Consider the following 21,145-nt stretch of genomic DNA (forward strand, 5'->3'; position numbering starts at 1 on the left):
CAGGGCGGGAACCGAAAGGTTCCCGCCCTGCCTCTTGTCACCGCCGCCGGTGCTGCCGCGGACTGCTCAGTCCTTTGAGCGGTTGGTGGGCCAGGATGCCGGGCCGGCCGAACCGGCGTCGTACTCTTCAAGCGGGACGTCCCCGCGCTCCCACGCCTTGAGGACCGGCTCAACAATCCGCCAGCAGTCCTCTGCAGTGTCTCCCCGGACGGACAGCAACGGATCGCCGGTCAGCACGCCTTCCAGCACTTCGCCGTAGGGCAGGAGATCGGAGGCGCTCAGTTCGGCTTCCAGGGTGACCCGGCCCAGGCTGAAGATGTTTCCCGGACCGTTGACGTCGACGTCGAACTCCAGTGTGTCCGGGCCGAAACCGATCCGGAGCTGGTTGGGGGAGTCCACCCCCGTAAAGCCCTGGGGCAGGTGGGGCACCGGAAGGAAGGTGACCACCGCTTCCTTGCGCTTGTCGCCCAGGGCCTTGCCGGAACGCAGGATGAAGGGAACCCCCCGCCAGCGCCAGTTGTCGATGCCCACCTGGATTTCGGCAAGGGTTTCGGTTCCCTTTCCGGGATCCACGCCTTCCTCCTTGGCGTAGTCCGGGACGTCCTTGCCTGCCACGGAACCGGCGGTGTAGCGGGCCCTGCGCGTTGAGCCAGTGAAGGGGGCACTGACGCTGCTGGCCCGCAGGACGGTGGAGACGGCGTCGCGGAGGTCGCGCTCGCCGATGGTGGCCGGAGGTTCGATGGCCATGATCGCCATGACCTGCAGGAGGTGGCTCTGGATCATGTCCCGGAGGGCGCCGGCGCCGTCGTAGTAGCGCGCGCGGCCTTCCAGGGCCAGGTCCTCATCGAAAAAGATCTCCACCTTTTCCACGTGCTGCCTGTTCCATACCGGCTCAAGGAAGTTGTTGGCGAACCGAAGGCCCAGGATGTTCAGGACGGTGGCCTTGCCCAGGAAATGGTCAACCCTGTGGATATGGTCTTCGGGAACCAGCCGTGCCAGGGTCCGGTTCAGCGACCGGGCCGATTCCTCGCTGAAGCCGAAGGGCTTCTCCATTACCAGGCGGGTGCCTTCCGGAACCTCTTCCGGCTGGAGCGTCTCGCATGCCTGCTGGCTGATCCGGGGCGGCAACGCAAAGTAAACGGCCACCGGGCCTTCCAGCCCCGCGAGCAGGGCGGCCAGGGCACCCTTAGCAGTGACGTCCACCTGGTGGTACGCCGTCTCCTTCTGCAGCAGCTCGAGGGCGTCCTTTCCGGAACTGTCTGCCGCGCCGGCTGCAGCAGCGAACGATGCCTGGACCCGCTCCCGCCATTGTTCCGGCGTCCACGGATCCGAGCCTGCCCCCACCAGGGTGAGGCCCTCCGCGCGGCCTGCGGCAACGAGCCGCGCCAGGCCGGGCAGGAGGAGCCGGCCGGTGAGGTCGCCCGAGGCGCCGAGGATGAGCAGGGTCTTCACAGTCGTTTGGCTCGTCATTTTGCCAGCATGCCACCTACCGGGCCTGACTTGATACCCTAGATAGTCGAGTCCCGATCATCCACTGAAAGAAGTGCACGTCGCGTGTTCAATTCACTCTCTGACCGGTTGACAGCAACCTTCAAGAATCTCCGCGGTAAAGGCAGGCTCACCGAGGCCGACGTCGATGCCACCGTCCGGGAGATCCGCCGCGCGCTTCTGGACGCCGATGTTGCCGTTCCCGTTGTGCGTGAGTTCACTGGCCGGGTCCGTGAACGCGCCCTGGGTGCCGAGGTCTCTGCGGCACTGAACCCCGGCCAGCAGATCGTCAAGATCGTCAATGAGGAACTCGTCGAGATCCTGGGCGGCGAAACCCGGCGGATCCGGCTGGCCAAGAACGGCCCCACCGTCATCATGCTCGCCGGCCTCCAGGGTGCCGGCAAGACCACCCTTGCGGGCAAGCTGTCCAAGTGGCTGAAGGCCCAGGGGCACAGCCCCATGCTGGTGGCCTGCGACCTGCAGCGCCCTAACGCCGTCACCCAGCTCCAGGTGGTGGGGCAGCGGGCAAAGGTCCCCGTCTTCGCCCCGCACCCGGGTGCCACCTCCACCGAGTTGGACCAGCCCGCCGGCGACCCCGTCGCCGTCGCCCGCGCCGGCGTCGAGGAAGCACGCCAGAAGCTGCACGACGTCGTCATCGTTGACACGGCCGGCCGCCTGGGCGTGGACGCCGACATGATGGAACAGGCGCGCCAGATCCGCCGTGCCATCGTGCCCAACGAAGTCCTGTTCGTGATCGACTCCATGATCGGCCAGGACGCCGTGAACACGGCCCTCGCCTTCGACGAAGGCGTGAACTTCACGGGCATCGTGCTGTCCAAGCTCGACGGCGACGCCCGAGGCGGTGCCGCTCTTTCAGTCGCGTCGGTCACCGGCAAGCCGGTCATGTTCGCCTCCACCGGCGAAGGCCTGGACGATTTCGAACTCTTCCACCCGGACCGGATGGCCTCGCGCATCCTGGATATGGGCGACATCCTCACCCTCATCGAACAGGCCGAAAAGGCCTGGGACAAGGATGAGGCCGCCCGGATGGCGAAGAAGTTCGCCGACCAGGAAGACTTCACCCTCGAGGACTTCCTGGCCCAGATGCAGCAGATCCGCAACATGGGCTCCATGAAGAAGATGCTCATGATGATGCCGGGTGCACAGAACATCCGGCAGCAGCTGGAGCAGTTCGACGAGCGCGAGATCGACCGCGTCGAGGCAATCGTCCGCTCCATGACACCGCACGAGCGGCTGGCGCCGAAGATCATCAACGGTTCACGGCGGGCACGCATCGCCCGTGGTTCCGGCGTCCACGTCTCCGAGGTCAACGGCCTGCTTGAGCGCTTCGCCCAGGCCCAGAAGATGATGAAGAAGATGGCCCAGGGCGGCATGCCGGGAATGCCGGGGATGCCTGGCCTGCCCGGCGCCGGCGGCGGTGCCCGGAAGAACGCCAAGAACGCGCCCAAGAAGAAGGCAAAGTCCGGCAACCCGGCCAAGGCTGCCCAGGAGCGCAAGGAAGCGGAAGCCCGCCGTGCCAACGCCGCCAAGGCGCTGCCAACGGGCGCCGCCTTCGGCCAGCAGGGCGGGGACTTCGACCCGTCCCAGCTGAACCTCCCCAAGGGCTTCGACAAGTTCCTGGGCAAGTAGCAGTTCCCCGGCAACGCAGCGCCAGGTGTCGTTTTGACCTCTCAGAACGACACCTGGCGCTGCTTGCTTGGGATGTCAGTGCCGTGGAATAGGGTTGGGACATGTTCAAGCAGAGGGTAGTGTTCGTGCACGGCGCCGGAACCTTCGGTGCCGCCGCGTGGCCTCGCCAGCACGGCATGGCACTGTCCTATGACGCCCTGTTCCTCCGCCGCCACGGCTTTGACGCCCTCGCGGAGCCACTGGAGTCGTCCTTCGCGGAGGACACCGCCATCATCCTGCGCTCCCTTGCCGATGACGGCCGCGGCGCCGCCGGCGGGCATGTGGTGGCGCACTCCCAGGGGGCGATCGCGGCCATGATGGCCGCCGTCGAACGTCCGGACCTGGTCTTCTCATTGACGCTGGTGGAACCGGCCTGCCTCTCCCTGACAGCGGAACTCCCGGCCACTGCCGCCCACATCAGCCTCATGCAGCCCCTCTTCGACGTGCGCCACCAGCTCAGCGACGAAGACTTCCAGCGCGAATTCGTCCGGCGGGTCTTCGCCACCGACCTCCAGCAGCCCGCCACCACGGAAGAAAAAAGGTCCGCCCGCAGGCTGCGGCTCCAGGCCCCGTCATGGGAGGCGCCGCTGCACATTGTTCCCGGGGTGCCCACGCTGGTGCTGACCGGTGGGTGGGAACCGCTCTACGAGGAAATCGCCGGGTACCTCCGGGAGACCGGTGCCCTGCACCGCGTTGCCGCGGGAGGACACCGGCCCCATGACTCCCCGGACGGGGACCGGGCCATCCGGCAGTTCATCAGCCAGGTCAGCCGGAGCCAGCCGGCCCGCGCGTCCTAGCTGTCAGCAGGCACCCGCAGTTCCGGCAGGTAGACCTTGCCGCCGGCCGCCAGGAATTCCTCGCTCTTCCCGCCCATCCCGGCCGCAGCATCGGCCAGTGCCGCCTGCGCCTCCGCGGAACCAAATTCGTCGCGGATGTCCTGGCTGATCCGCATGGAGCAAAACTTGGGCCCGCACATCGAACAGAAGTGCGCCGTCTTGGCAGGCTCAGCCGGCAGCGTCTCGTCGTGGAACGCCTCAGCCGTCACCGGGTCCAGGGACAGTGCGAACTGGTCCCGCCAGCGGAATTCGAACCGCGCCTTGGACAAGGCGTCGTCCCGTTCATGCGCCCCCGGGTGCCCCTTGGCCAGGTCCGCCGCGTGCGCGGCGATCTTGTAGGTGATCACGCCGGTCTTCACGTCGTCCTTGTTGGGCAGGCCCAGGTGTTCCTTCGGGGTGACGTAGCACAGCATCGCGGTGCCGTAACGGGCAATCTCGGTGGCACCAATCGCTGAGGTGATGTGGTCATAGCCCGGAGCAACATCTGTCACCAGCGGGCCCAGGGTGTAAAACGGGGCCCCCTTGCAGAGTTCCTGCTGCCGCTCGACGTTTTCCCGGACCAGGTGGAAGGGAACGTGGCCGGGCCCCTCCACCATGACCTGAACGTCGTACTCCCACGCGCGCTGGGTGAGCTCGGCGAGCGTGTCCAGTTCCGCGAACTGGGCGGCGTCGTTGGCGTCCGCCGTCGAACCGGGGCGCAAACCGTCGCCCAGGGAGAAGGCAACGTCGTACTTCGCGAAGATCCCGCACAGCTCATCGAAGTGCGTGTAGAGGAAGTTCTCCTGGTGGTGGGCCAGGCACCAGCCGGCCATGATGGAGCCGCCGCGGGACACAATGCCCGTCACCCGGTTGGCGGTCAGCGGGACATAGCGAAGCAGCACGCCGGCGTGGATGGTCATGTAGTCCACGCCCTGCTCGCATTGTTCAATGACGGTGTCCCGGAAGATTTCCCAGGTCAGCGCGTTGGCCTCGCCGTTGACTTTCTCCAGGGCCTGGTAGATCGGCACGGTGCCGATCGGGACGGGGGAGTTGCGGATGATCCATTCCCGCGTGGTGTGGATGTCGTCGCCGGTGGACAGGTCCATAACGGTGTCGGCGCCCCATTGCGTGGCCCACTGGAGCTTGTCCACCTCCTCCGCGATGGAACTCGTCACGGCCGAGTTTCCGATGTTGGCGTTGATCTTCACCAGGAAGGCCTTGCCGATGATCATCGGTTCGGATTCCGGATGGTTGATGTTGTTCGGAATGATGGCGCGGCCGGCGGCCAGTTCGCTCCGGACCAGTTCCACATCGCAGTTCTCGCGCAGCGCCACGAAGCGCATCTCCTGCGTGATGACGCCCTGCCGGGCATAGTGCATCTGGGTCACCGTCCGGCCGTCGACGGCGCGGCGGGGCACCGGCTGCGCGCCCTGCCACTCCGCGGAGGCGGCGCCGCGGCGGACGGCCGAGCGGCCATCGTCGAGCAGGTTGCGTTCCCTGCCGCTGTAGGCCTCGGTGTCTCCGCGCGCCACGATCCACTCCGCGCGGAAGGGCTCCAGGCCGCGGACGGGGTCGCTTCCCGGCCCCGCCGTCCGGTAGGTCCGGAACGGTGCGTTCGGCTGGCCGTTGGGCGATGGCTCCAGGGCAATTTCCGTGACGGGTACCCGGATGCCGGACCCGGCGTCGTCGATATAGGCCAGCGAATGCGACGCCAGGGACCGGGTCACTTCGGACTGGTTCACCTGGGGCGTGGAGCCGGCTCCGGAACCCCCGGTGGACGGCAGGTGGGCAGGGTTCAACTGGGTGTTTTGCGTACTCAAGGGAATACTCACTTCCTTCGCCGGCATTACCCGGACAGGTTCAACGGTCGCAGGCTGCGTCAGCCCGATCTCAGCCCCTGCAAGGGCTCCCGTGTGGTCAGAGAAGAAGCTACCACAGGCCCCCGAAAGGGCGGTGTCACATTCGCGGGTGCTAGCCTGACCGGGCATCGAAAGGAAGCCCGATGGCAGACATCATCTACTTTCGCGGACCCGTCCTGGCCGCACCGGACCGGGTACGCCATGGACTCTGGTCGGTGGACGGCAAGCTCACGTTCAGCCGGCCCGCTGCCGCTCCGGCGCGGGAACTCGACGGCTGGGTGCTGCCGGGGTTCGTCGACGCCCACTGCCACATCGGCCTGGGTCCCGACGGCCCGGTGGAACCCGCCATTGCCCGGGAGCAGGCGCTGGCTGACCTCAACGCCGGAACCCTGCTGGTCCGCGACGCCGGCTCACCTGCCGATACCCGCTGGATGCAGGGCGGCCGGGACTTCCCGGTACTGATCCGTGCAGGACGGCATGTGGCCCGCACACGCCGCTACCTGCGCGGCTTCGCGGCGGAGGTCGAACCCGACGGGCTCGTGGAGGCCGTGCGGAAGCAAGCGCGCGACGGCGACGGCTGGGTCAAACTGGTGGGCGACTGGATCGACCGGAGCGCCGGCGACCTTGCGCCCTCCTTTCCTGCCGCCGTCGTGCGTGACGCTGTGCAGGCTGCCCATGATGAAGGTGCCCGGGTCACGGCACATTGCTTCGCCGAAGACACCCTGGACCAAATGCTGGACGCCGGCATTGACTGCATTGAGCACGCCACGGGGCTGCTGCCGCGCCACCTGCCCCGGTTCGTGGAGCAGGGCGTACCGATCGTGCCCACCCTCATCAACATCGCCACCTTTCCTGATATCGCGGAGCAGGCGGACGCAAAGTTTCCGCGCTACGCCGCCCACATGCGTGCCCTGTGGGAACGCAGGCTGGAACGGGTGGCGGAGGCCCATGCCGCCGGCGTCCGGATCTTTGCCGGCACGGACGCAGGCAGCGTGATCCGGCACGGCAGGATCGCAGATGAGATCCTCGCCCTGCACGGGGCCGGCCTGCCCATGCATGCGGCTCTGGATGCCGCCTGCTGGGCAGCGCGTGCGTGGCTGGGCGTTGACAGCCTGGAGGAAGGCGCGCGGGCCGACGTCGTGGTGTGCCGGGACGACCCCCGGACCACCCCGGACACGATCACGGCGCTGGAGCACGTGGTGCTGGGCGGCCGCATCATCCGTTGAGTTATTTGGTTCCGCTACTTGGAATAAATTGAAGCTTCAAGTAATTTTAATATGTGACAGGCCGCCGAAGTGACGGCCTCCAACACAAGGAGCCTTCAAATGACCGACGCAGCCAGCAGCCAGGATCTTCTTCCTGCCGACCTCGCCATGGGTACGGTAATGCTCAAGGTGGGCGACATGAAGGTCATGACCGACTACTACCAGCGCGCACTGGGCCTGGAGGCGGTGGCGGAGCAGGACGGCGGGCTCTACCTGGGCAGGCTCGGCAGGCCGCTGGTCCACCTGGCGCCGGCCCCCGGGCTGCACCTTCCCGGCAGGGGAGAGGCCGGCCTGTTCCACACCGCCCTATTGTTCGAGGACCAGGCTTCCCTGGCTGCCACCATCGCCACGGCAGCCCAGTACGAACCCCGGTCCTTCACCGGCAGCGCCGACCACCTGGTGAGTGAGGCCTTCTACTTCACCGACCCCGAGGGCAACGGCATCGAGCTGTACTGGGACCGGCCGCGCAGCAACTGGTCCTGGAACGGGACGGACGTGGTGATGGACAGCCTGGCGCTTCCGCCGCAGCGCTACCTGGAGCAGCACCTCACTGAGGAATCCCTCGAAGGCCAGCGACGGACGTCCGCAGGCGTGGGGCACGTCCACCTCCAGGTTGGCGACGTCCAGACCGCCAGGGACTTCTACGTGGGTACCCTGGGCTTCGAGAAGACGGCGGGCTGGCATGGGCAGGCCCTGTTCGTTTCCGCGGGCCGCTACCACCACCACATGGCCATGAACGTCTGGAACAGTCGCGGCGCCGGCCCCCGCAAGGACACCCTTGGGTTGGGCGAGGTGCTCATCGAGGTTCCCTCGGGTGACGACGTCGGGGCGCTGGCTGACCGCCTGAGGGTCGCCGGGGTGCCCGCCCACCACACCGGCGCGGAGCTCCGGTTCGAGGACCCGTGGCGCAACCGGCTCCGGGTGGCAGTCCGCTGACCGGTGCTCCTGCACGGGCCGTGCGCCAGTGCTGACGGGCCAGTGTTGGGGCTCGCGGGCTCCGGCCCGGCGCGTTTGCCGGCGGGCGCGCAGCAACTAGGCTGATTCCATACGGCCGGCTGCAACTCCCGGCACGCAGCTCCGCCAACGGAAGAAGGGCACCCGCCATGGGCTTCACCGAGATCTTCGTCGCCACCCATGACGCCGCGCTGAAACGCGCCGGCATCCTTGACCAGGGAAGCGGCTCCGCGGCGGACAGCGGGCCCGGGGGCCAGGCGGTGCGGATCCAGGGCATCAGCGACTTCGAAGTCGAACAGCTGGGCGATCTTGCCGGGACTGCCGTGCACGCCGGCGGGGCCGACTATGAGCTGACCATGGTGGACGTCGCCAGCGATTCGCTCCTTGCCGTGCCGCCGGCCATGGTCCGTGCGCTGGCCGACCTGCTCTCCTATGAAACCGAAGGCGAAGGCAATGTCCTTGACGACGTCGCCGAACAGTGGGCCGGCCAGGAGGATATGCCGTTCGACGCCGGCCAGGCCCGGAGCTACGTTCAGCAGGTGGCGGAGTTGGCCGCCTCGATCGACGATTCCGAGCGGACGGGACTGTACGTCTGGTCGGCCTGACCCCGTGATGCCGGTTTCGGCCGTCCTCCGCCTCCACAAGGGCCGGCCGCGGCGCCGGCGCGGTGGCTCAAGTCGAAATAACGCCGTTCATCTGGCACAATAAACAGGTACTCGATCTGCGTGGCCCCTCTCTCCGCGTCCGGATCCTGTCCTTCGAACCCGCAAGTACGGCCCGCCCCACGGGTGCAGAAAGCCGGGTTCACCCCTTTTCTGAAACAGGAGTGACCACAAAAGTGGCCGTAAAGATTCGCCTTAAGCGCTTCGGCAAGATGCGCGCCCCGTACTACCGCATCGTCGTTGCGGACTCACGCACCAAGCGTGACGGCCGCGCCATCGAGGAGATCGGCAAGTACCACCCCACCGAAGAGCCCTCGTTCATCGAGGTCAACTCCGAGCGTGCGCAGTACTGGCTCTCCGTCGGCGCCCAGCCGTCCGAGCAGGTCGCCGCGATCCTGAAGATCACCGGTGACTGGCAGAAGTTCAAGGGCCTGCCGGGCCAGGAAGGCACCCTCAAGACCAAGGTCGCGAAGGAAGCCTTTGTTGCCCCGGAGAAGGGCTCGGTCATCATCCCGGAAGCCATCACCAAGAAGGCATCCAAGTCTGACGCTGCCGAGGCCCCGACCGACGCCGAAGCTGAGACCACCGAGGCTGAGTAGATTGCTGGCAGAAGCGCTGGAACACCTGGTCCGCGGAATCGTCGATTCCCCGGATGACGTCAAGGTCAGTTCGAAGAGCAACCGCCGCGGGGACACCCTCGAGGTGCGCGTTCACCAGGACGACCTTGGACGGGTGATTGGCCGCCAGGGCCGCACGGCCCGCGCATTGCGCACCGTGGTGGCAGCACTGGCCGGTGGCGAACCGGTGAGGGTCGACGTCGTCGATACCGACCGCCGCCGCTGAGCGCTCGGCAACATTCAGTTTTTGCTCCGGCCCCTTCACCGCCAGGTGGAGGGGCCGGAGTGCTTTGACCAACATGGTGCTTCCACCGGAACCACCACAACCCGGAACAGAGGAACAGATGCAGCTTCAGGTGGCACGGATCGGCAAGCCGCACGGCATTCGCGGGGAAGTCACCGTCCAGGTGCTGACGGACGCTCCGGAGGACCGCTTTGTCCCGGGAACGGAATTCGTCGTTGAGGACGCCGCGGCAGGACGGCTGACCGTGCGGAGTGCGCGCTGGAACAAGGACATCCTGCTGCTCGGTTTTGAGGAGGTGGCGGACCGCAACCAGGCTGAAACCCTCCGCGGCGCCAAGCTGTTCATCGAAACCGAAGAACTGGACGGGGATGATGACGAGGGCTGGTACGAGCACGAGCTTGTCGGCCTGGAGGCCCGGGTAGGGGCGCAGGTTGTGGGCAAGGTGACTGCGCTGAACACCATGCCCGTGCAGGACCTTCTCATGGTCACCACCCCGGACGGCAAGGAAATCCTCATCCCGTTCGTGGAGCAGATCGTGCCTGAGGTGAATATCGAGGAAGGCTTCATCCTCCTCACCCCGCCGGACGGACTCTTCGAACTCAACACCGACGAAGCCGCTGCCCCGGAACCGGAAAGCAGGGACTAGATGCGCATCGACGTCGTCAGCATCTTCCCTGAATACCTCGCCCCGCTTGAACTCTCGCTGATTGGCAAGGCCCGCCACGACGGCATCCTGGACCTGCACGTCCATGACCTGCGCAGCTTCACCACGGACAAGCACCGCACTGTGGACGACACCCCGTACGGCGGCGGCGCCGGAATGGTCATGAAGCCCGAACCCTGGGCCCAGGCACTCGCCGCCGTGGCGGAGGAGCGGCCGGATCCGCAGCGCAAGCCGGTCCTCATCGTCCCATCCCCGGCCGGCGAGCGGTTCACCCAGGCCCTCGCCTATGAACTGGCCGAGGAACAGCACCTGGCGTTTGCGTGCGGGCGGTATGAGGGCATCGATGAACGGGTCATCGAATGGGCGCAGGAACACTTCACGGTCCGGCCTGTCAGCCTGGGCGACTATGTGCTGAACGGCGGGGAAGTGGCCGTCCTGGCCATGGTGGAAGCCATTGGCCGCCTGCTGCCCGGTGTAGTGGGCAATCCCGAATCCCTGGTGGAGGAATCCCACTCGGACGGACTCCTGGAATATCCGGTCTACACCAAGCCTTCCATGTGGCGTGACCGCGAGGTGCCGCCGGTGCTCCTGAGCGGCAACCACGGCAGGATCGCCCAATGGCGGCGCCACGAGCAGTACCGCCGCACAGCGGCGCGGCGTCCGGACCTCCTGGAAGGGTTCGACGCCGGCAGCCTCCCGCGTGCCGACCGCACCGAATTGCACAACCTGGGGTATGACATCGTGGATGGCAGGCTGGTCCGCCGGCCGGAAGCGGCAGCCGCGCCGCAGGATTAGTGCCGGGCGAATTGGCGTAACCCTGCCGCTGTGGCAAAATTAACCCTTGTGTCTGCTGGGTCCGCACCTGCCACAGGGGGTAGCGCGGCCAACAGCCGGACAACCGGCCCCGTCAACCCTTGAAGCGGCCGGACTATTTTACTTCGGCGGTGAGACCCGGCCTGCCTTCCGGCAGCCGGACTTGCCCGCCGTGACCCAAAGTGAATGACCTGTGGCGTTCACCAGGAGTGCAATCATGCATATTCTCGATTCCGTCGATGCAGCCTCGCTGCGCAACGATGTTCCCGAGTTCCGCGCCGGCGACACGCTCAAGGTGCACGTGAACATCATCGAAGGCAAGAACACCCGTGTCCAGGTCTTCCAGGGCTTCGTCCTGGGCCGCCAGGGCGACGGCGTGCGCGAAACCTTCACCGTTCGCAAGGTCTCCTTCGGTGTCGGCGTGGAGCGTACCTTCCCGGTGCACTCCCCGATCATCGAAAAGATCGAGGTTGTCACCAAGGGTGACGTCCGCCGCGCCAAGCTGTACTACATGCGTGCACTGCGTGGCAAGGCCGCGAAGATCAAGGAAAAGCGCGACTTCAGCTCCGCCAAGTAAGTAAGTTCTGCCCGGACTTACGGCCAGGCTGGAGCGCGGCCGTACCCGGCATGCGCCGGAGCAATGCACCAGCGCCAGGATACGGACCATGCACCAGACAAAACGCCAGCCCCGCAAAATGGGCTGGCGTTTTGTTTTACTGGCCCTGCTCCTCGCGGTGGCCATCAGCGGAGTGGTCCGGTCCCTGTGGCTTGACGTCTACTTCATCCCCTCGGATTCCATGGAGCCGCTCCTGCAGGGCGGGGACCGGATCCTGGTGTCACGCACGGACTTCCAGTCCGAACCCATCCGGCACGGGGACGTCGTTGTCTTCGATGGCCGTGGCAGCTTTGCACCGTTGAACAGCGGCAAGGGTCCGCTGCCGGACGCAGCCGCTGCCGCCATGCAGTGGCTCGGCCTGACCGGCAGCGACACAACCTACGTCAAACGGGTCATCGGCCTTCCCGGCGACACGGTGGCCTGCTGTGACGCCGGCGGCAAGGTCACCGTCAACGGCACACCCATGGATGAGCCCTACATTTTTTCCGGCGACGCGCCGAGCACGCAGAAGTTCAGCACCGCGGTTCCGGAGGGCAGGCTTTGGCTGATGGGGGACCACCGCTCGGTGTCCGCTGACTCCCGCAGCCTGCTCGGTGCTCCCGGCGGCGGACTGGTTCCGCTGGACAGGGTGATTGGCCGGCCGGTCCAGATCCTTTGGCCGCTTGATAGATTTGCTCCAGTAGCACGGCCGCCCGCAGCGGGGCCGACAACACAGAACGGACGGTAAATGCCCGAGAATCACGCGCGGAAACCTGAACCGCGCCATGACGGCGCATCAGAAACGCCCACCGTTCCAGTTCCCTCCGTACCCGGCGACACCCCGGAAACCGCCGCCCCCGTCCATCGGCGGCACAGGACGGCGTCGAAGGCAGCGGCCGCCAAGTCCGGCGGCAATCCCGTGCTCGGCTGGCTCAGGGAAATCGCCACGGTGGTGGTCATCGCCGTGGTGCTGTCCTTCCTTATCAAGACCTTCCTGTTCCGGGCATTCTTCATTCCCTCGGAATCCATGGTGAACACCCTCGACGTGGATGACCGGATCTTCGTGAACCTCCTGGTGCCGGAGCCCTTCGCGCTCAGCCGTGGCGACGTGGTGGTATTCCGTGACACCAAGGGCTGGCTGCCGCCGGCCCCGGCCAAGGCACAGGGACCGTTCACCTGGGTCCAGGACGGCCTGACGTTCGTCGGCCTCCTGCCCGACAACTCCGAACAGCACCTGGTCAAGCGTGTCATCGGGCTCCCGGGCGACCACGTTGTCTGCTGTGACGCCGGCGGTAAACTGACCATTAACGGGACCGCGATTGACGAGACCTACATCAATCCCGCGGAAGTCCCGCAGATCCGCAACTTTGACGTCACCGTACCGGAAGGCAAGGTGTGGGTGATGGGTGACAACCGGAACCACTCTGCCGATTCCCGTGCGCACATGGAGACTGACGGCGGATTCATCAATCTCAAGGACCTCGAAGGCAAGGCCGCGGTCATCGCCTGGCCGCTGAACAGGATCAAGACCCTGGACAACTACCCGGACGTGTTCCGCAGCGTCCCGGCGGCCCACTGACCGTGCCTTCAGCAGTGCAGGCGTCCCCAGCAGTGCAGACTACCCCGGCAGTGAAGGCGCGCTCCGGCTCAAAACCGGCAGCACGCGGAGCCAAGGCGCCCACGCTGCGGCACGAGCGTACCTTCAAGGCCCAGGGGGTGCGCCTGCTTGCCGGGGTGGATGAGGTTGGCCGGGGTGCCCTCGCCGGTCCTGTCAGCGTGGGAATCGCCGTCGTTGACCTGGAACGCCAGAAGCCGCTTGCAGGCGTGCGGGACAGCAAACTCCTGAGCCCTGCGGAACGGGAACGGCTGGATCCCCTGGTGCGCCGGTGGAGTATCGCATCGGCGGTGGGACACGCTTCCGCCGGCGAGATAGATTCACTCGGCATCATCGCTGCCCTTCGGCTGGCGGGAACCCGCGCGTGGAACAGCATCATCAGCGCCGGCATCATCCCGGAGGCTGTGCTGCTTGATGGAAGCCACAACTGGCTTTCCCCGGCAGGCCAGCTGTCCCTGTTCGACCAGCCCGTGCTGGAGGCCGCGTGTGAAGCCCCGGTCCATACCAAGGTCAAGGCGGACATGCAGTGCCTCAGCGTCGCGGCCGCAAGTGTTATTGCCAAGGTGGAACGGGACCGGATGATGCGGGAACTGCACACCGAATATCCCGATTACGGCTGGGACATCAACAAGGGATATGCCACGGCAGCCCATCGGAACGTCCTCCGCGCCGCCGGGCCCACACCGTACCACAGGGTAAGCTGGCGGCTGCTTGGCGGGGAACTGCAGGACGCCGAGGTGCCCGACGGGGACGAGCCGTACGAAGACTGACCCCCGCCACCCGCGGCACCCGTGCCGGACATGGTGCAAGATGGAAGCATGAGTGCTGAGGATCTTGAGAACTATGAAACCGACATGGAGCTTCAGCTCTATCGTGAATACCGCGACGTGGTCGGCCTCTTCAGCTACGTTGTCGAGACCGAACGGCGCTTTTACCTGGCCAACCATGTGGACCTCCAGGCCCGCAGCGCCGATGGTGAGGTCTATTTCGACCTGACCCTCCAGGACGCCTGGGTATGGGATGTCTACCGCTCGGCACGGTTCGTCAAAAGCGTCAGGGTCCTGACCTTCAAGGACGTGAACGTGGAGGAACTGCCCCGCAACGAGGAACTGGCCCTGCCCAAGGATGTAGACCTGGGCAACTAGGGTCCCGCGGGACCCTGACTTCCCCTCCACACCGGCCCCTGTCCACATACGGCAGGGGCCTTCTGTCTTCCGCGGCCCTTCGCCTCCAGGCTGGTTGCGGAGGTACACATGAAATCCAAAGACCTGTTGGGCCGGCGGGGCGAAGACCTTGCCGTGGGCTATCTTGAAGCGCTGGGCATGCTGGTGGTGGAGCGCAACTGGCGGTGCGCCGGGGGCGAGATTGATATCGTCGCCCTCGACGGCGATGCGCTGGTGATCGCCGAAGTCAAAACCCGCCGTTCGCTCGACTACGGCCATCCGTTTGAAGCCGTCGGTCCGGAAAAGCTGGCCCGGCTGCACCGCCTCGCTGCTGCCTGGTGCCGTGACCGCGAACTGCGGATGCCGCTGCGCCGCGTGGACGTCATAGCCGTCGTGGACGACGGCGGCGGGGAACCCGTGGTCGAACACCTCAAGGGGGTGGGGTAATGTCCCTCGGGCGCACCTACTCCATCGCCCTCGTCGGGCTCAACGGCTACATGGTGGAAGTCGAGGCTGACATCGGCCAGACGCTCCCGGCCTTCGTCATTCTTGGGCTGCCGGACGCTTCCCTCAACGAAGCCAAGGAGCGCATCCGCTCAGCCGCGAAGAACTCCGGGATCCCGCTCAGCCGAAGGAAGATCACCGCAAACCTCATTCCTGCCTCACTGCCGAAACGAGGCTCCGGCTTCGATCTCGCCGTCACCATGGCCGTCCTCCGGGCAGCGAACGACATCAAGCCCACGGGGCGCACAGTCTTTATCGCCGAGCTGGGGCTCGACGGGAGGCTGCGGCCGGTGCGGGGAATCCTGCCGGCGGTCATGGCGTCGGTGCAGGCCGGGTATCCGGAGATCGTGGTGGCCCAGGCCAACCTCGCCGAGGCCTCCCTGGTCCCCGGAGCCAAGGTGCGCGGGTACCGCACGCTTGCCCGGCTTGCCCTCGACTTTGGGGCGGACCCCCAGGAACTTGCCCTGGACTTCGAACCGGACGAGGCCGATGACGCCGGTGACGGCCAGGCGCTTCCCGGCCCGTGTCCCGACATGGCAGACGTCTCCGGGCAGGGCGAAGCCCGCAGGGCTCTGGAAGTGGCGGCGGCGGGCGCCCATCATCTGCTCCTCACCGGGCCGCCAGGAGCCGGCAAGACCATGCTGGCGGAGCGGCTGCCGGGCCTCCTGCCGGACCTTGGCGACCACGAGTCCATGGAAGTCACGGCCATCCACTCGCTGTGCGGCCTGCCCGCATCCTCGGTACAGCTCCTGCGCCGGCCGCCGTTCGAGAACCCGCACCACTCAGCCACCGCTGCCGCCATCATCGGCGGCGGGACCGGCCTGCCCCGGCCGGGGGCAGCATCACGTGCCCACCGGGGCGTGCTTTTCCTGGATGAGGCACCGGAGTACGAGCGGCGTGTCCTGGACGCGCTGCGGCAGCCGCTGGAGAGCGGGGAGCTGGTTATCCACCGGTCAGCCGGAACAGCCGCCTATCCGGCCCGTTTCCAGCTGGTGCTCGCCGCCAACCCCTGCCCCTGCGGCAAGGCATCGGGCAAGGGGCTGGACTGCACCTGCACACCCGTGATGCGCCGCCGCTATCTGGCCAGGATGTCCGGGCCCCTGCTGGACCGGGTGGACATCCAACTGCAGGTGGAGCGCGTATCCCTGGCCGAGTTTGGCCAAGCGGGCGCGGAAGAGGGCACTGCATCAGTGGCAGGCCGGGTCCTGGACGCGCGTGCCCGGCAGGCGGAACGGTTACGGTGCTTCGGCCTGGAGACCAATTCCCAGGTGCCGGGGCGCATCCTCCGCGGTGAACTGCGTCTCCCCGCGGCCGCGACCCGGATCCTTGACCAGTCCCTGGAGCGGGGGGTACTTACCGCCCGCGGGTATGACCGTGTCCTTCGGCTCGCGTGGACGCTGGCGGACCTGGGGCACCGCGATACGCCGGACCCGAACGACATCGGACAGGCCCTGGGCCTGCGGCAGGCTTCGGCGGCCGCGGCATGACACCCAGGGATGCCGAACGGCTGGCCCGGGCCGCCCTGTCACGGCTCATGGAGCCCCAGGACACCGCGGGCCTGGCCCTTGTCCAGATGGCAGGGGCAACGGACGCGCTGCGCATCGCTGCCGGTGAGGTGGCACCCGGGCCCGACCTGGAGCGCGGGATGACATCGCTGCTGGCTGACAGCGGGGCTGCCGGCAGTTGGGCCGGACTGGCAGCCGCGTTGAAGCGTTGGCGGCCACGGCTGCCCGACCTTGCGCCCGAACGCGACCTGGCCACTATGGCCCGGCTCGGCGGACGCCTCATCATTCCCGGTGATGAGCTGTGGCCGGCCCAACTTGCCGACTTGGGAATCCAGGAGCCCATCTGCCTTTGGTGGCGCGGGCAGGAACAACCGTTGCCGGGTGCGGACAAATCCATCGCCCTCGTGGGATCGCGGGACAGCACCAGCTATGGTGCGTCCGTGACAGGGGACATCGCTTACTCGCTGGCGCAGCGGGGTTTCACGGTGGTCTCCGGCGGAGCTTACGGTATCGACGCTCATGCCCACAGAGCCGCCCTCGCCGGCAGTTCCTCCGCCGTCCCCACCATCGCCGTCATGGCCGGGGGAGTGGACCGCTTCTATCCATCCGGTAATGACGACCTGCTGCGGGCCGTGGCAAACCAGGGTGCGGTGCTGGCCGAGGTACCACCGGGGTCGGCCCCTACCCGCTACCGCTTCCTCCAGAGGAACCGCCTCATTGCTGCCCTCTCCGCGGTGACAGTGGTGGTGGAGGCGCGCTGGCGGTCTGGGGCGCTTAATACCGCCCATCACGCAGAGACCCTGGGCCGAGCCGTCGGGGCCGTACCCGGATCCGTCCACAGTGCCAACTCCGCCGGTTGCCACCGACTCCTCCGGGACGGGGGAGCCGTCTGCGTCACCGACGCGGCTGAAGTGGCCGAACTCGCCTCGCCGAGTGGAGCTGCCCTTCCCGATCAGCCCACCGCAGACGTTGCAGTGCAGGACGGGCTGACCCTGGAGGACCTGATCCTGCTGGACGCGCTTCCGCTCCGCTCCACTGCGTCCGTGGAAAAGCTCTCAGCCGTGGCCGGGCTTGGCCAGGACTCCGTCAGGGCAGGACTTGGGAGGCTGGGGCTGCTGGGACTCGCCGTATCGGAGCGGGGCGGCTGGAAACGCGGCAAGGCATGACCGTGTCCACCGGCGGTACCGGCCGGGCAACTGGGAAAGTAGAGGAGTGGACAATGAAGAACTGCCCGGGGAACTGGCCAAGGCACTGGACGCGTTCGCCGGGTACCTGTCAGGGGAGCGCGGGATGTCCGCCCATACCATGCGTGCGTACCTGGGCGACCTGCGCAGCCTCCTGGCCCATGCTGCATCGGAAGGCGTGGCAGGGCTGAAGGAGCTTGAACTGGGGACATTCCGCCGCTGGCTTGGCAGCCAAAGTTCGGCGGGCGCCTCGCGGGCGACGCTGGCACGCCGGTCTGCCACGGCACGGGCCTTCACCGCCTGGGCCGTACGGGAGGAACTCATCACCGCAGACCCGGCCCTGCGGCTGAAGGCACCCAAACGCGAGGGGTCCCTGCCGGGGGTCCTGCAGGCCTCCCAGCTCGCGCGCATACTGGAGGGCCTGGAAAGGGCGGCCGCGGAGGGCGAACCGCTGGCTGTACGCAACCGCGCCATCGTGGAACTCCTTTACGCCACAGGTATCCGGGTAGGCGAACTCGCCGGACTGGACGTCGACGACCTTGACCCGGACCGCCGGACGCTGCGGGTCATCGGCAAGGGCAACAAGGAACGCACGGTTCCGTTTGGAGTCCCGGCCGCGGTGGCCGTGGACGACTGGCTCCGGCGCGGGCGCCCGGGACTGGTGAAGGACACCAGCGGGCCCGCCCTCTTCCTCGGTGCCCGCGGTGGACGGGTCGACCAGCGGCAGGTGCGCGCCCTGGTCAACGCCCTGTTTGAGGCGCTCGGTGATACCTCCGCGTCCGGGCCCCACGCCCTGCGCCACTCGGCGGCCACTCATCTGCTCGACGGCGGCGCGGACCTCCGGGCAGTGCAGGAGATTCTTGGCCACAGCAGCCTGGCCACCACCCAGATCTACACACACGTCTCGGTTGACCGGCTCCGGAAGAGTTACCAGCAGGCGCATCCCAGGGCCTGATCGCCGAGGTAATCGCACTGGCGTAATTCCATGGCGTACGGCACAATAAGAGTCACGTCCGGCAACTTTCAAGTGCGGCTTGAAGCTCTCACGGCTTCGGACCGCGCGGCAAGCCCGGACACAGCTTAATCTGATACATCTGAATACAGGCAGGGAACCATCGCCGCAGTGCAGGGCGCAGCAGTTCCATCCAGGCCGAGGTCGTTGGGGAAGACGTACCTAGAGCTATGGAGGATGGAATGTCTGTTGCAATGACCCGCGGTGTGCTGTTCGTTCACTCGGCCCCTACGGCGCTGTGCCCCCACGTTGAGTGGGCAGTCGGCGCCGTGGTGGACAAGCGGACGGACCTTGAGTGGACCCCGCAGCCTGCTGCGCCCGGAATGTTCCGGGCCGAACTGTCCTGGACCGGAACCCCCGGAACGGGATCGAAACTGGCGTCCTGCCTGCGCGGTTGGGCGCATCTCCGCTATGAGGTGACGGAGGAGCCCAGCCAGGGCGTGGATGGTGGCCGGTGGTCGCACACCCCCGAACTGGGGATCTTCCATGCCGTCACGGACGTCCACGGCAACATCATGGTGTCCGAGGACCGCATCCGGTACGCCTACGAGTCCGGAGCCGGCGACCCCGCCGCCGTCTACCACGAGCTGTCCCTCGCCCTCGGCGAGGCGTGGGACGAAGAACTTGAACCGTTCCGCCACGCTGCCGAAGGCGCTCCCGTTCGCTGGCTGCACCAGGTGGGCTGACCGCCGTCGTCCACTTTTACCGCGACGACACCACAACACCTCCATAGCGCAAAGGAGGCCCCGCCAAGCGGCGGGGCCTCCTTTGCCGTCCGGGGTGACTTCCCCGGGCAGCGCCTAGATGCTGCGGATAGCCACGACGGCGTTGTGGCCGCCGAAGCCAAAGGAGTTGCTCAGTGCCACGATGTTCCCTGCAGGGAGGTCGCGGGCGGAGGTGACCACGTCGAGCGGGATCTCCGGATCCTGGTTTTCGAGGTTGATGGTCACCGGCGCCTTGCGGTCATGGACGGCCAGTACGGTGAGGACAGCCTCAACCGCCCCCGAAGCGCCCAGGAGGTGGCCCATCTGCGACTTGGTGGCAGAGACCGCCACGTCGTCCACGTGGCTGCCCAGGGCCGCACGCAGGGCCGTGTACTCGGGCTTGTCGCCGACAGGGGTGGAAGTGGCGTGGGCGTTGACGTGAACCACGTCCTCAGCCTGGATCCGGCCGTCGAACATGGCCGCCTTCAGTGCGCGGGTGGCACCAAGCCCCTGGGGATCCGGGGCAGTGATGTGGTAGGCGTCAGCGGTGACGGACGTACCGGCGAGCTCGGCATAGATGCGGGCTCCGCGGGCCAGGGCGTGTTCCTCGGCCTCGAGGACCAGGGCGCCGGCACCTTCGCCCATGACGAAGCCGTCACGGCCGGTGTCGTACGGGCGTGAGGCGCCCTGGGGATCATCGTTCCGGCGGGACAGCGCCTGCATCGAGGCAAATGCTGCCAGCGGCATGGGGTGGATGGCTGCCTCGGCGCCGCCGCACATGACGACGTCGGCCTTGCCCGAGCGGATGAGCTCCAGGCCAAGGTGCATGGCCTCCGTGCCGGAGGCGCAGGCGGAGACGGGGGTGTGGGCGCCGGCGCGGGCACCGAGGTCCAGGCTCACGGCCGCGGCAACACCATTGGGCATGAGCATGGGCACCGTCATGGGCAGGACGCGGCGCGGGCCCTTTTCCTTCAGGGTGTCCCAGGCGTCCAGCAGCGTCCAGACGCCACCGATGCCGGTGGCAAAGGCAACAGCCAGCCGGTCCTGGTCGAATTCCGTGATGCCCGAATCGGCCCAGGCTTCCCGGGCAGCGATGACGCCGAACTGGGTGGACGGGTCCATCCGCTTGGCCTCGACGCGGCTGAGGACATCAAGGGCCGGCGTGCTGCACCGTGCGGCGAAGTGGACAGGGAGTTCGTACTTGGCTACCCAGTCGTCCTCCAGGGTGCGGGCACCGGAGACCCCCTTGAGGGCGTTGCTCCACATTGTGGGCACATCGCCGCCGATGGGCGTAGTGGCGCCCAGACCGGTAATGACTACTTTGCGTGTCATGGGATCACTCTTTCGTCGGTGGGGGTATCCGCCTGCGGCTGCCGCAGGGTCCCGCACAGTTTGATGATCGGCCAGTCCCGGTCGGGGGGTACTGTGCCGGATAAATGCGGCGGGCTGCCGGTCCGGTCAGTCCGGACCGGCAGCCCCGCCAAGCCGTAGGACGGCGAAAGCCCTTGGCTAGGCCTGTGCTCCGGCGATGAAGCTGACGGCGTCGCCAACAGTCTTGAGGTTCTTGACCTCTTCGTCCGGGATGCGGACGCCGAACTTTTCCTCGGCGTTGACCACGATGGTCATCATGGAGATGGAGTCGATGTCCAGGTCCTCGGTGAAGGACTTGTCCAACTCGACGGCCTCCGGGGCCAGGCCGGTTTCCTCGTTGACGATTTCAGCCAAGCCGGCCAGGATCTCTTCGTTGCTAGCCATTGGTGGCTCCTTTTCTTGTATTGCCGGCAGGGACTGCC

The 21,145-nt window shown here is 66.9% G+C and carries 23 protein-coding genes and 1 riboswitch; of the genes, 19 read left to right on the top strand and 4 right to left on the bottom strand.

Annotated elements, in window-relative coordinates; all coding sequences use genetic code 11:
- Positions 1–66: 66 nt before the first annotated feature.
- Positions 67–1,470, bottom strand: coding sequence for a glucose-6-phosphate dehydrogenase (locus tag AC6JAM_RS17075; RefSeq protein ID WP_026265613.1), 1,404 nt, complete (start codon positions 1,468–1,470; stop codon positions 67–69).
- Positions 1,471–1,554: 84 nt separating this feature from the next.
- Between AC6JAM_RS17075 and ffh the strand changes: the two genes are divergently transcribed.
- Positions 1,555–3,138 carry a signal recognition particle protein gene (ffh, locus tag AC6JAM_RS17080; protein ID WP_018768292.1) on the top strand — a complete coding sequence of 528 codons (1,584 nt, stop codon included), beginning with the start codon at positions 1,555–1,557 and terminating at the stop codon, positions 3,136–3,138.
- A 101-nt stretch (positions 3,139–3,239) separates the two neighbouring features.
- Positions 3,240–3,974 (top strand): alpha/beta fold hydrolase, encoded by a 735-nt coding sequence (locus tag AC6JAM_RS17085; RefSeq protein WP_223991944.1) that lies wholly within the window; start codon positions 3,240–3,242, stop codon positions 3,972–3,974.
- Here the strand turns inward: AC6JAM_RS17085 and thiC are convergent.
- On the bottom strand, positions 3,971–5,812 hold the full coding sequence (thiC, locus tag AC6JAM_RS17090; RefSeq protein ID WP_497935308.1) for a phosphomethylpyrimidine synthase ThiC: 1,842 nt from the start codon (positions 5,810–5,812) through the stop codon (positions 3,971–3,973). The two genes, AC6JAM_RS17085 and thiC, sit on opposite strands and share 4 nt — an antisense overlap.
- Positions 5,808–5,915, bottom strand: a riboswitch (TPP riboswitch). Its footprint overlaps the gene before it by 5 nt.
- A 79-nt stretch (positions 5,916–5,994) precedes the next feature.
- On the opposite strand from thiC, the gene AC6JAM_RS17095 reads away from it, so the two are divergent.
- The 17 genes from AC6JAM_RS17095 (at position 5,995) to AC6JAM_RS17175 (ending at position 19,334) form a co-directional block, all read left to right on the top strand.
- Positions 5,995–7,077, top strand: coding sequence for an amidohydrolase family protein (locus tag AC6JAM_RS17095; RefSeq protein ID WP_497935309.1), 1,083 nt, complete (start codon positions 5,995–5,997; stop codon positions 7,075–7,077).
- Positions 7,078–7,176: 99 nt separating this feature from the next.
- Entirely contained in the window at positions 7,177–8,052 is an 876-nt protein-coding gene (locus AC6JAM_RS17100) for a VOC family protein (protein ID WP_018768288.1), read from the top strand.
- 167 nt (positions 8,053–8,219) lie between these two features.
- Positions 8,220–8,675: a hypothetical protein gene (locus AC6JAM_RS17105; protein ID WP_056387866.1), complete on the top strand. Its 456-nt coding sequence runs from the start codon at positions 8,220–8,222 to the stop codon at positions 8,673–8,675.
- Positions 8,676–8,908: 233 nt separating this feature from the next.
- A complete protein-coding gene (gene rpsP, locus AC6JAM_RS17110) occupies positions 8,909–9,331 on the top strand; it encodes a 30S ribosomal protein S16 (protein ID WP_497935310.1) in 423 nt (140 codons plus the stop codon).
- Between the two features lies 1 nt (position 9,332).
- Positions 9,333–9,575, top strand: coding sequence for an RNA-binding protein (locus AC6JAM_RS17115; RefSeq protein WP_013601399.1), 243 nt, complete (start codon positions 9,333–9,335; stop codon positions 9,573–9,575).
- 118 nt (positions 9,576–9,693) lie between these two features.
- Positions 9,694–10,239 carry a ribosome maturation factor RimM gene (rimM, locus tag AC6JAM_RS17120; RefSeq protein ID WP_208324221.1) on the top strand — a complete coding sequence of 182 codons (546 nt, stop codon included), beginning with the start codon at positions 9,694–9,696 and terminating at the stop codon, positions 10,237–10,239.
- A complete protein-coding gene (trmD, locus tag AC6JAM_RS17125; RefSeq protein ID WP_018768284.1) occupies positions 10,240–11,052 on the top strand; it encodes a tRNA (guanosine(37)-N1)-methyltransferase TrmD in 813 nt (270 codons plus the stop codon).
- A gap of 235 nt (positions 11,053–11,287) precedes the next feature.
- The gene (gene rplS / locus AC6JAM_RS17130) at positions 11,288–11,647 is read left to right on the top strand and encodes a 50S ribosomal protein L19 (RefSeq protein WP_018768283.1); all 360 of its coding nucleotides are present in this window, start codon (positions 11,288–11,290) and stop codon (positions 11,645–11,647) included.
- Positions 11,648–11,735: 88 nt separating this feature from the next.
- Positions 11,736–12,413, top strand: coding sequence for a signal peptidase I (gene lepB / locus AC6JAM_RS17135; RefSeq protein WP_018768282.1), 678 nt, complete (start codon positions 11,736–11,738; stop codon positions 12,411–12,413).
- A complete protein-coding gene (lepB, locus tag AC6JAM_RS17140; protein WP_056387858.1) occupies positions 12,414–13,244 on the top strand; it encodes a signal peptidase I in 831 nt (276 codons plus the stop codon).
- Positions 13,245–13,294: 50 nt separating this feature from the next.
- The gene (gene rnhB / locus AC6JAM_RS17145) at positions 13,295–14,050 is read left to right on the top strand and encodes a ribonuclease HII (RefSeq protein ID WP_056388162.1); all 756 of its coding nucleotides are present in this window, start codon (positions 13,295–13,297) and stop codon (positions 14,048–14,050) included.
- A 48-nt stretch (positions 14,051–14,098) separates the two neighbouring features.
- The gene (locus AC6JAM_RS17150; RefSeq protein ID WP_056335405.1) at positions 14,099–14,425 is read left to right on the top strand and encodes a DUF2469 domain-containing protein; all 327 of its coding nucleotides are present in this window, start codon (positions 14,099–14,101) and stop codon (positions 14,423–14,425) included.
- 108 nt (positions 14,426–14,533) lie between these two features.
- The gene (locus AC6JAM_RS17155) at positions 14,534–14,890 is read left to right on the top strand and encodes a YraN family protein (protein WP_018768278.1); all 357 of its coding nucleotides are present in this window, start codon (positions 14,534–14,536) and stop codon (positions 14,888–14,890) included.
- Positions 14,890–16,434 carry a YifB family Mg chelatase-like AAA ATPase gene (locus AC6JAM_RS17160; protein ID WP_018768277.1) on the top strand — a complete coding sequence of 515 codons (1,545 nt, stop codon included), beginning with the start codon at positions 14,890–14,892 and terminating at the stop codon, positions 16,432–16,434. Before AC6JAM_RS17155 ends, AC6JAM_RS17160 begins: the two co-directional genes overlap by 1 nt.
- Positions 16,431–17,618 carry a DNA-processing protein DprA gene (dprA, locus tag AC6JAM_RS17165; RefSeq protein ID WP_223991931.1) on the top strand — a complete coding sequence of 396 codons (1,188 nt, stop codon included), beginning with the start codon at positions 16,431–16,433 and terminating at the stop codon, positions 17,616–17,618. The genes AC6JAM_RS17160 and dprA overlap by 4 nt, the downstream gene beginning before the upstream one ends.
- A gap of 46 nt (positions 17,619–17,664) precedes the next feature.
- Complete coding sequence (locus AC6JAM_RS17170; RefSeq protein ID WP_018768275.1) at positions 17,665–18,591, top strand: tyrosine recombinase XerC; 927 nt, start codon at positions 17,665–17,667, stop codon at positions 18,589–18,591.
- A 239-nt stretch (positions 18,592–18,830) separates the two neighbouring features.
- A complete protein-coding gene (locus AC6JAM_RS17175) occupies positions 18,831–19,334 on the top strand; it encodes a DUF3145 domain-containing protein (RefSeq protein ID WP_026265612.1) in 504 nt (167 codons plus the stop codon).
- A gap of 114 nt (positions 19,335–19,448) precedes the next feature.
- On the opposite strand, the gene AC6JAM_RS17180 is transcribed toward AC6JAM_RS17175, so the two are convergent.
- Together AC6JAM_RS17180 and AC6JAM_RS17185 are read right to left on the bottom strand one after the other, a co-directional pair.
- Positions 19,449–20,684, bottom strand: coding sequence for a beta-ketoacyl-[acyl-carrier-protein] synthase family protein (locus AC6JAM_RS17180; protein ID WP_018768273.1), 1,236 nt, complete (start codon positions 20,682–20,684; stop codon positions 19,449–19,451).
- A 177-nt stretch (positions 20,685–20,861) separates the two neighbouring features.
- A complete protein-coding gene (locus AC6JAM_RS17185) occupies positions 20,862–21,107 on the bottom strand; it encodes an acyl carrier protein (RefSeq protein WP_009359314.1) in 246 nt (81 codons plus the stop codon).
- Between the last annotated feature and the right edge of the window lie 38 nt (positions 21,108–21,145).

The organism is Arthrobacter sp. GmRoot5-12, from assembly GCF_059739365.1.

Coding starts and splice junctions, on each gene's coding strand:
- AC6JAM_RS17075 (WP_026265613.1), bottom strand. CDS start 1,470: ATGACGAGCCAAACGACTGTGAAGACCCTGCTCATCCTCGGCGCCTCG.
- AC6JAM_RS17085 (WP_223991944.1), top strand. CDS start 3,240: ATGTTCAAGCAGAGGGTAGTGTTCGTGCACGGCGCCGGAACCTTCGGT.
- AC6JAM_RS17095 (WP_497935309.1), top strand. CDS start 5,995: ATGGCAGACATCATCTACTTTCGCGGACCCGTCCTGGCCGCACCGGAC.
- AC6JAM_RS17100 (WP_018768288.1), top strand. CDS start 7,177: ATGACCGACGCAGCCAGCAGCCAGGATCTTCTTCCTGCCGACCTCGCC.
- AC6JAM_RS17105 (WP_056387866.1), top strand. CDS start 8,220: ATGGGCTTCACCGAGATCTTCGTCGCCACCCATGACGCCGCGCTGAAA.
- rimM (WP_208324221.1), top strand. CDS start 9,694: ATGCAGCTTCAGGTGGCACGGATCGGCAAGCCGCACGGCATTCGCGGG.
- trmD (WP_018768284.1), top strand. CDS start 10,240: ATGCGCATCGACGTCGTCAGCATCTTCCCTGAATACCTCGCCCCGCTT.
- rplS (WP_018768283.1), top strand. CDS start 11,288: ATGCATATTCTCGATTCCGTCGATGCAGCCTCGCTGCGCAACGATGTT.
- lepB (WP_018768282.1), top strand. CDS start 11,736: ATGCACCAGACAAAACGCCAGCCCCGCAAAATGGGCTGGCGTTTTGTT.
- lepB (WP_056387858.1), top strand. CDS start 12,414: ATGCCCGAGAATCACGCGCGGAAACCTGAACCGCGCCATGACGGCGCA.
- AC6JAM_RS17150 (WP_056335405.1), top strand. CDS start 14,099: ATGAGTGCTGAGGATCTTGAGAACTATGAAACCGACATGGAGCTTCAG.
- AC6JAM_RS17155 (WP_018768278.1), top strand. CDS start 14,534: ATGAAATCCAAAGACCTGTTGGGCCGGCGGGGCGAAGACCTTGCCGTG.
- AC6JAM_RS17160 (WP_018768277.1), top strand. CDS start 14,890: ATGTCCCTCGGGCGCACCTACTCCATCGCCCTCGTCGGGCTCAACGGC.
- dprA (WP_223991931.1), top strand. CDS start 16,431: ATGACACCCAGGGATGCCGAACGGCTGGCCCGGGCCGCCCTGTCACGG.
- AC6JAM_RS17175 (WP_026265612.1), top strand. CDS start 18,831: ATGTCTGTTGCAATGACCCGCGGTGTGCTGTTCGTTCACTCGGCCCCT.
- AC6JAM_RS17180 (WP_018768273.1), bottom strand. CDS start 20,684: ATGACACGCAAAGTAGTCATTACCGGTCTGGGCGCCACTACGCCCATC.
- AC6JAM_RS17185 (WP_009359314.1), bottom strand. CDS start 21,107: ATGGCTAGCAACGAAGAGATCCTGGCCGGCTTGGCTGAAATCGTCAAC.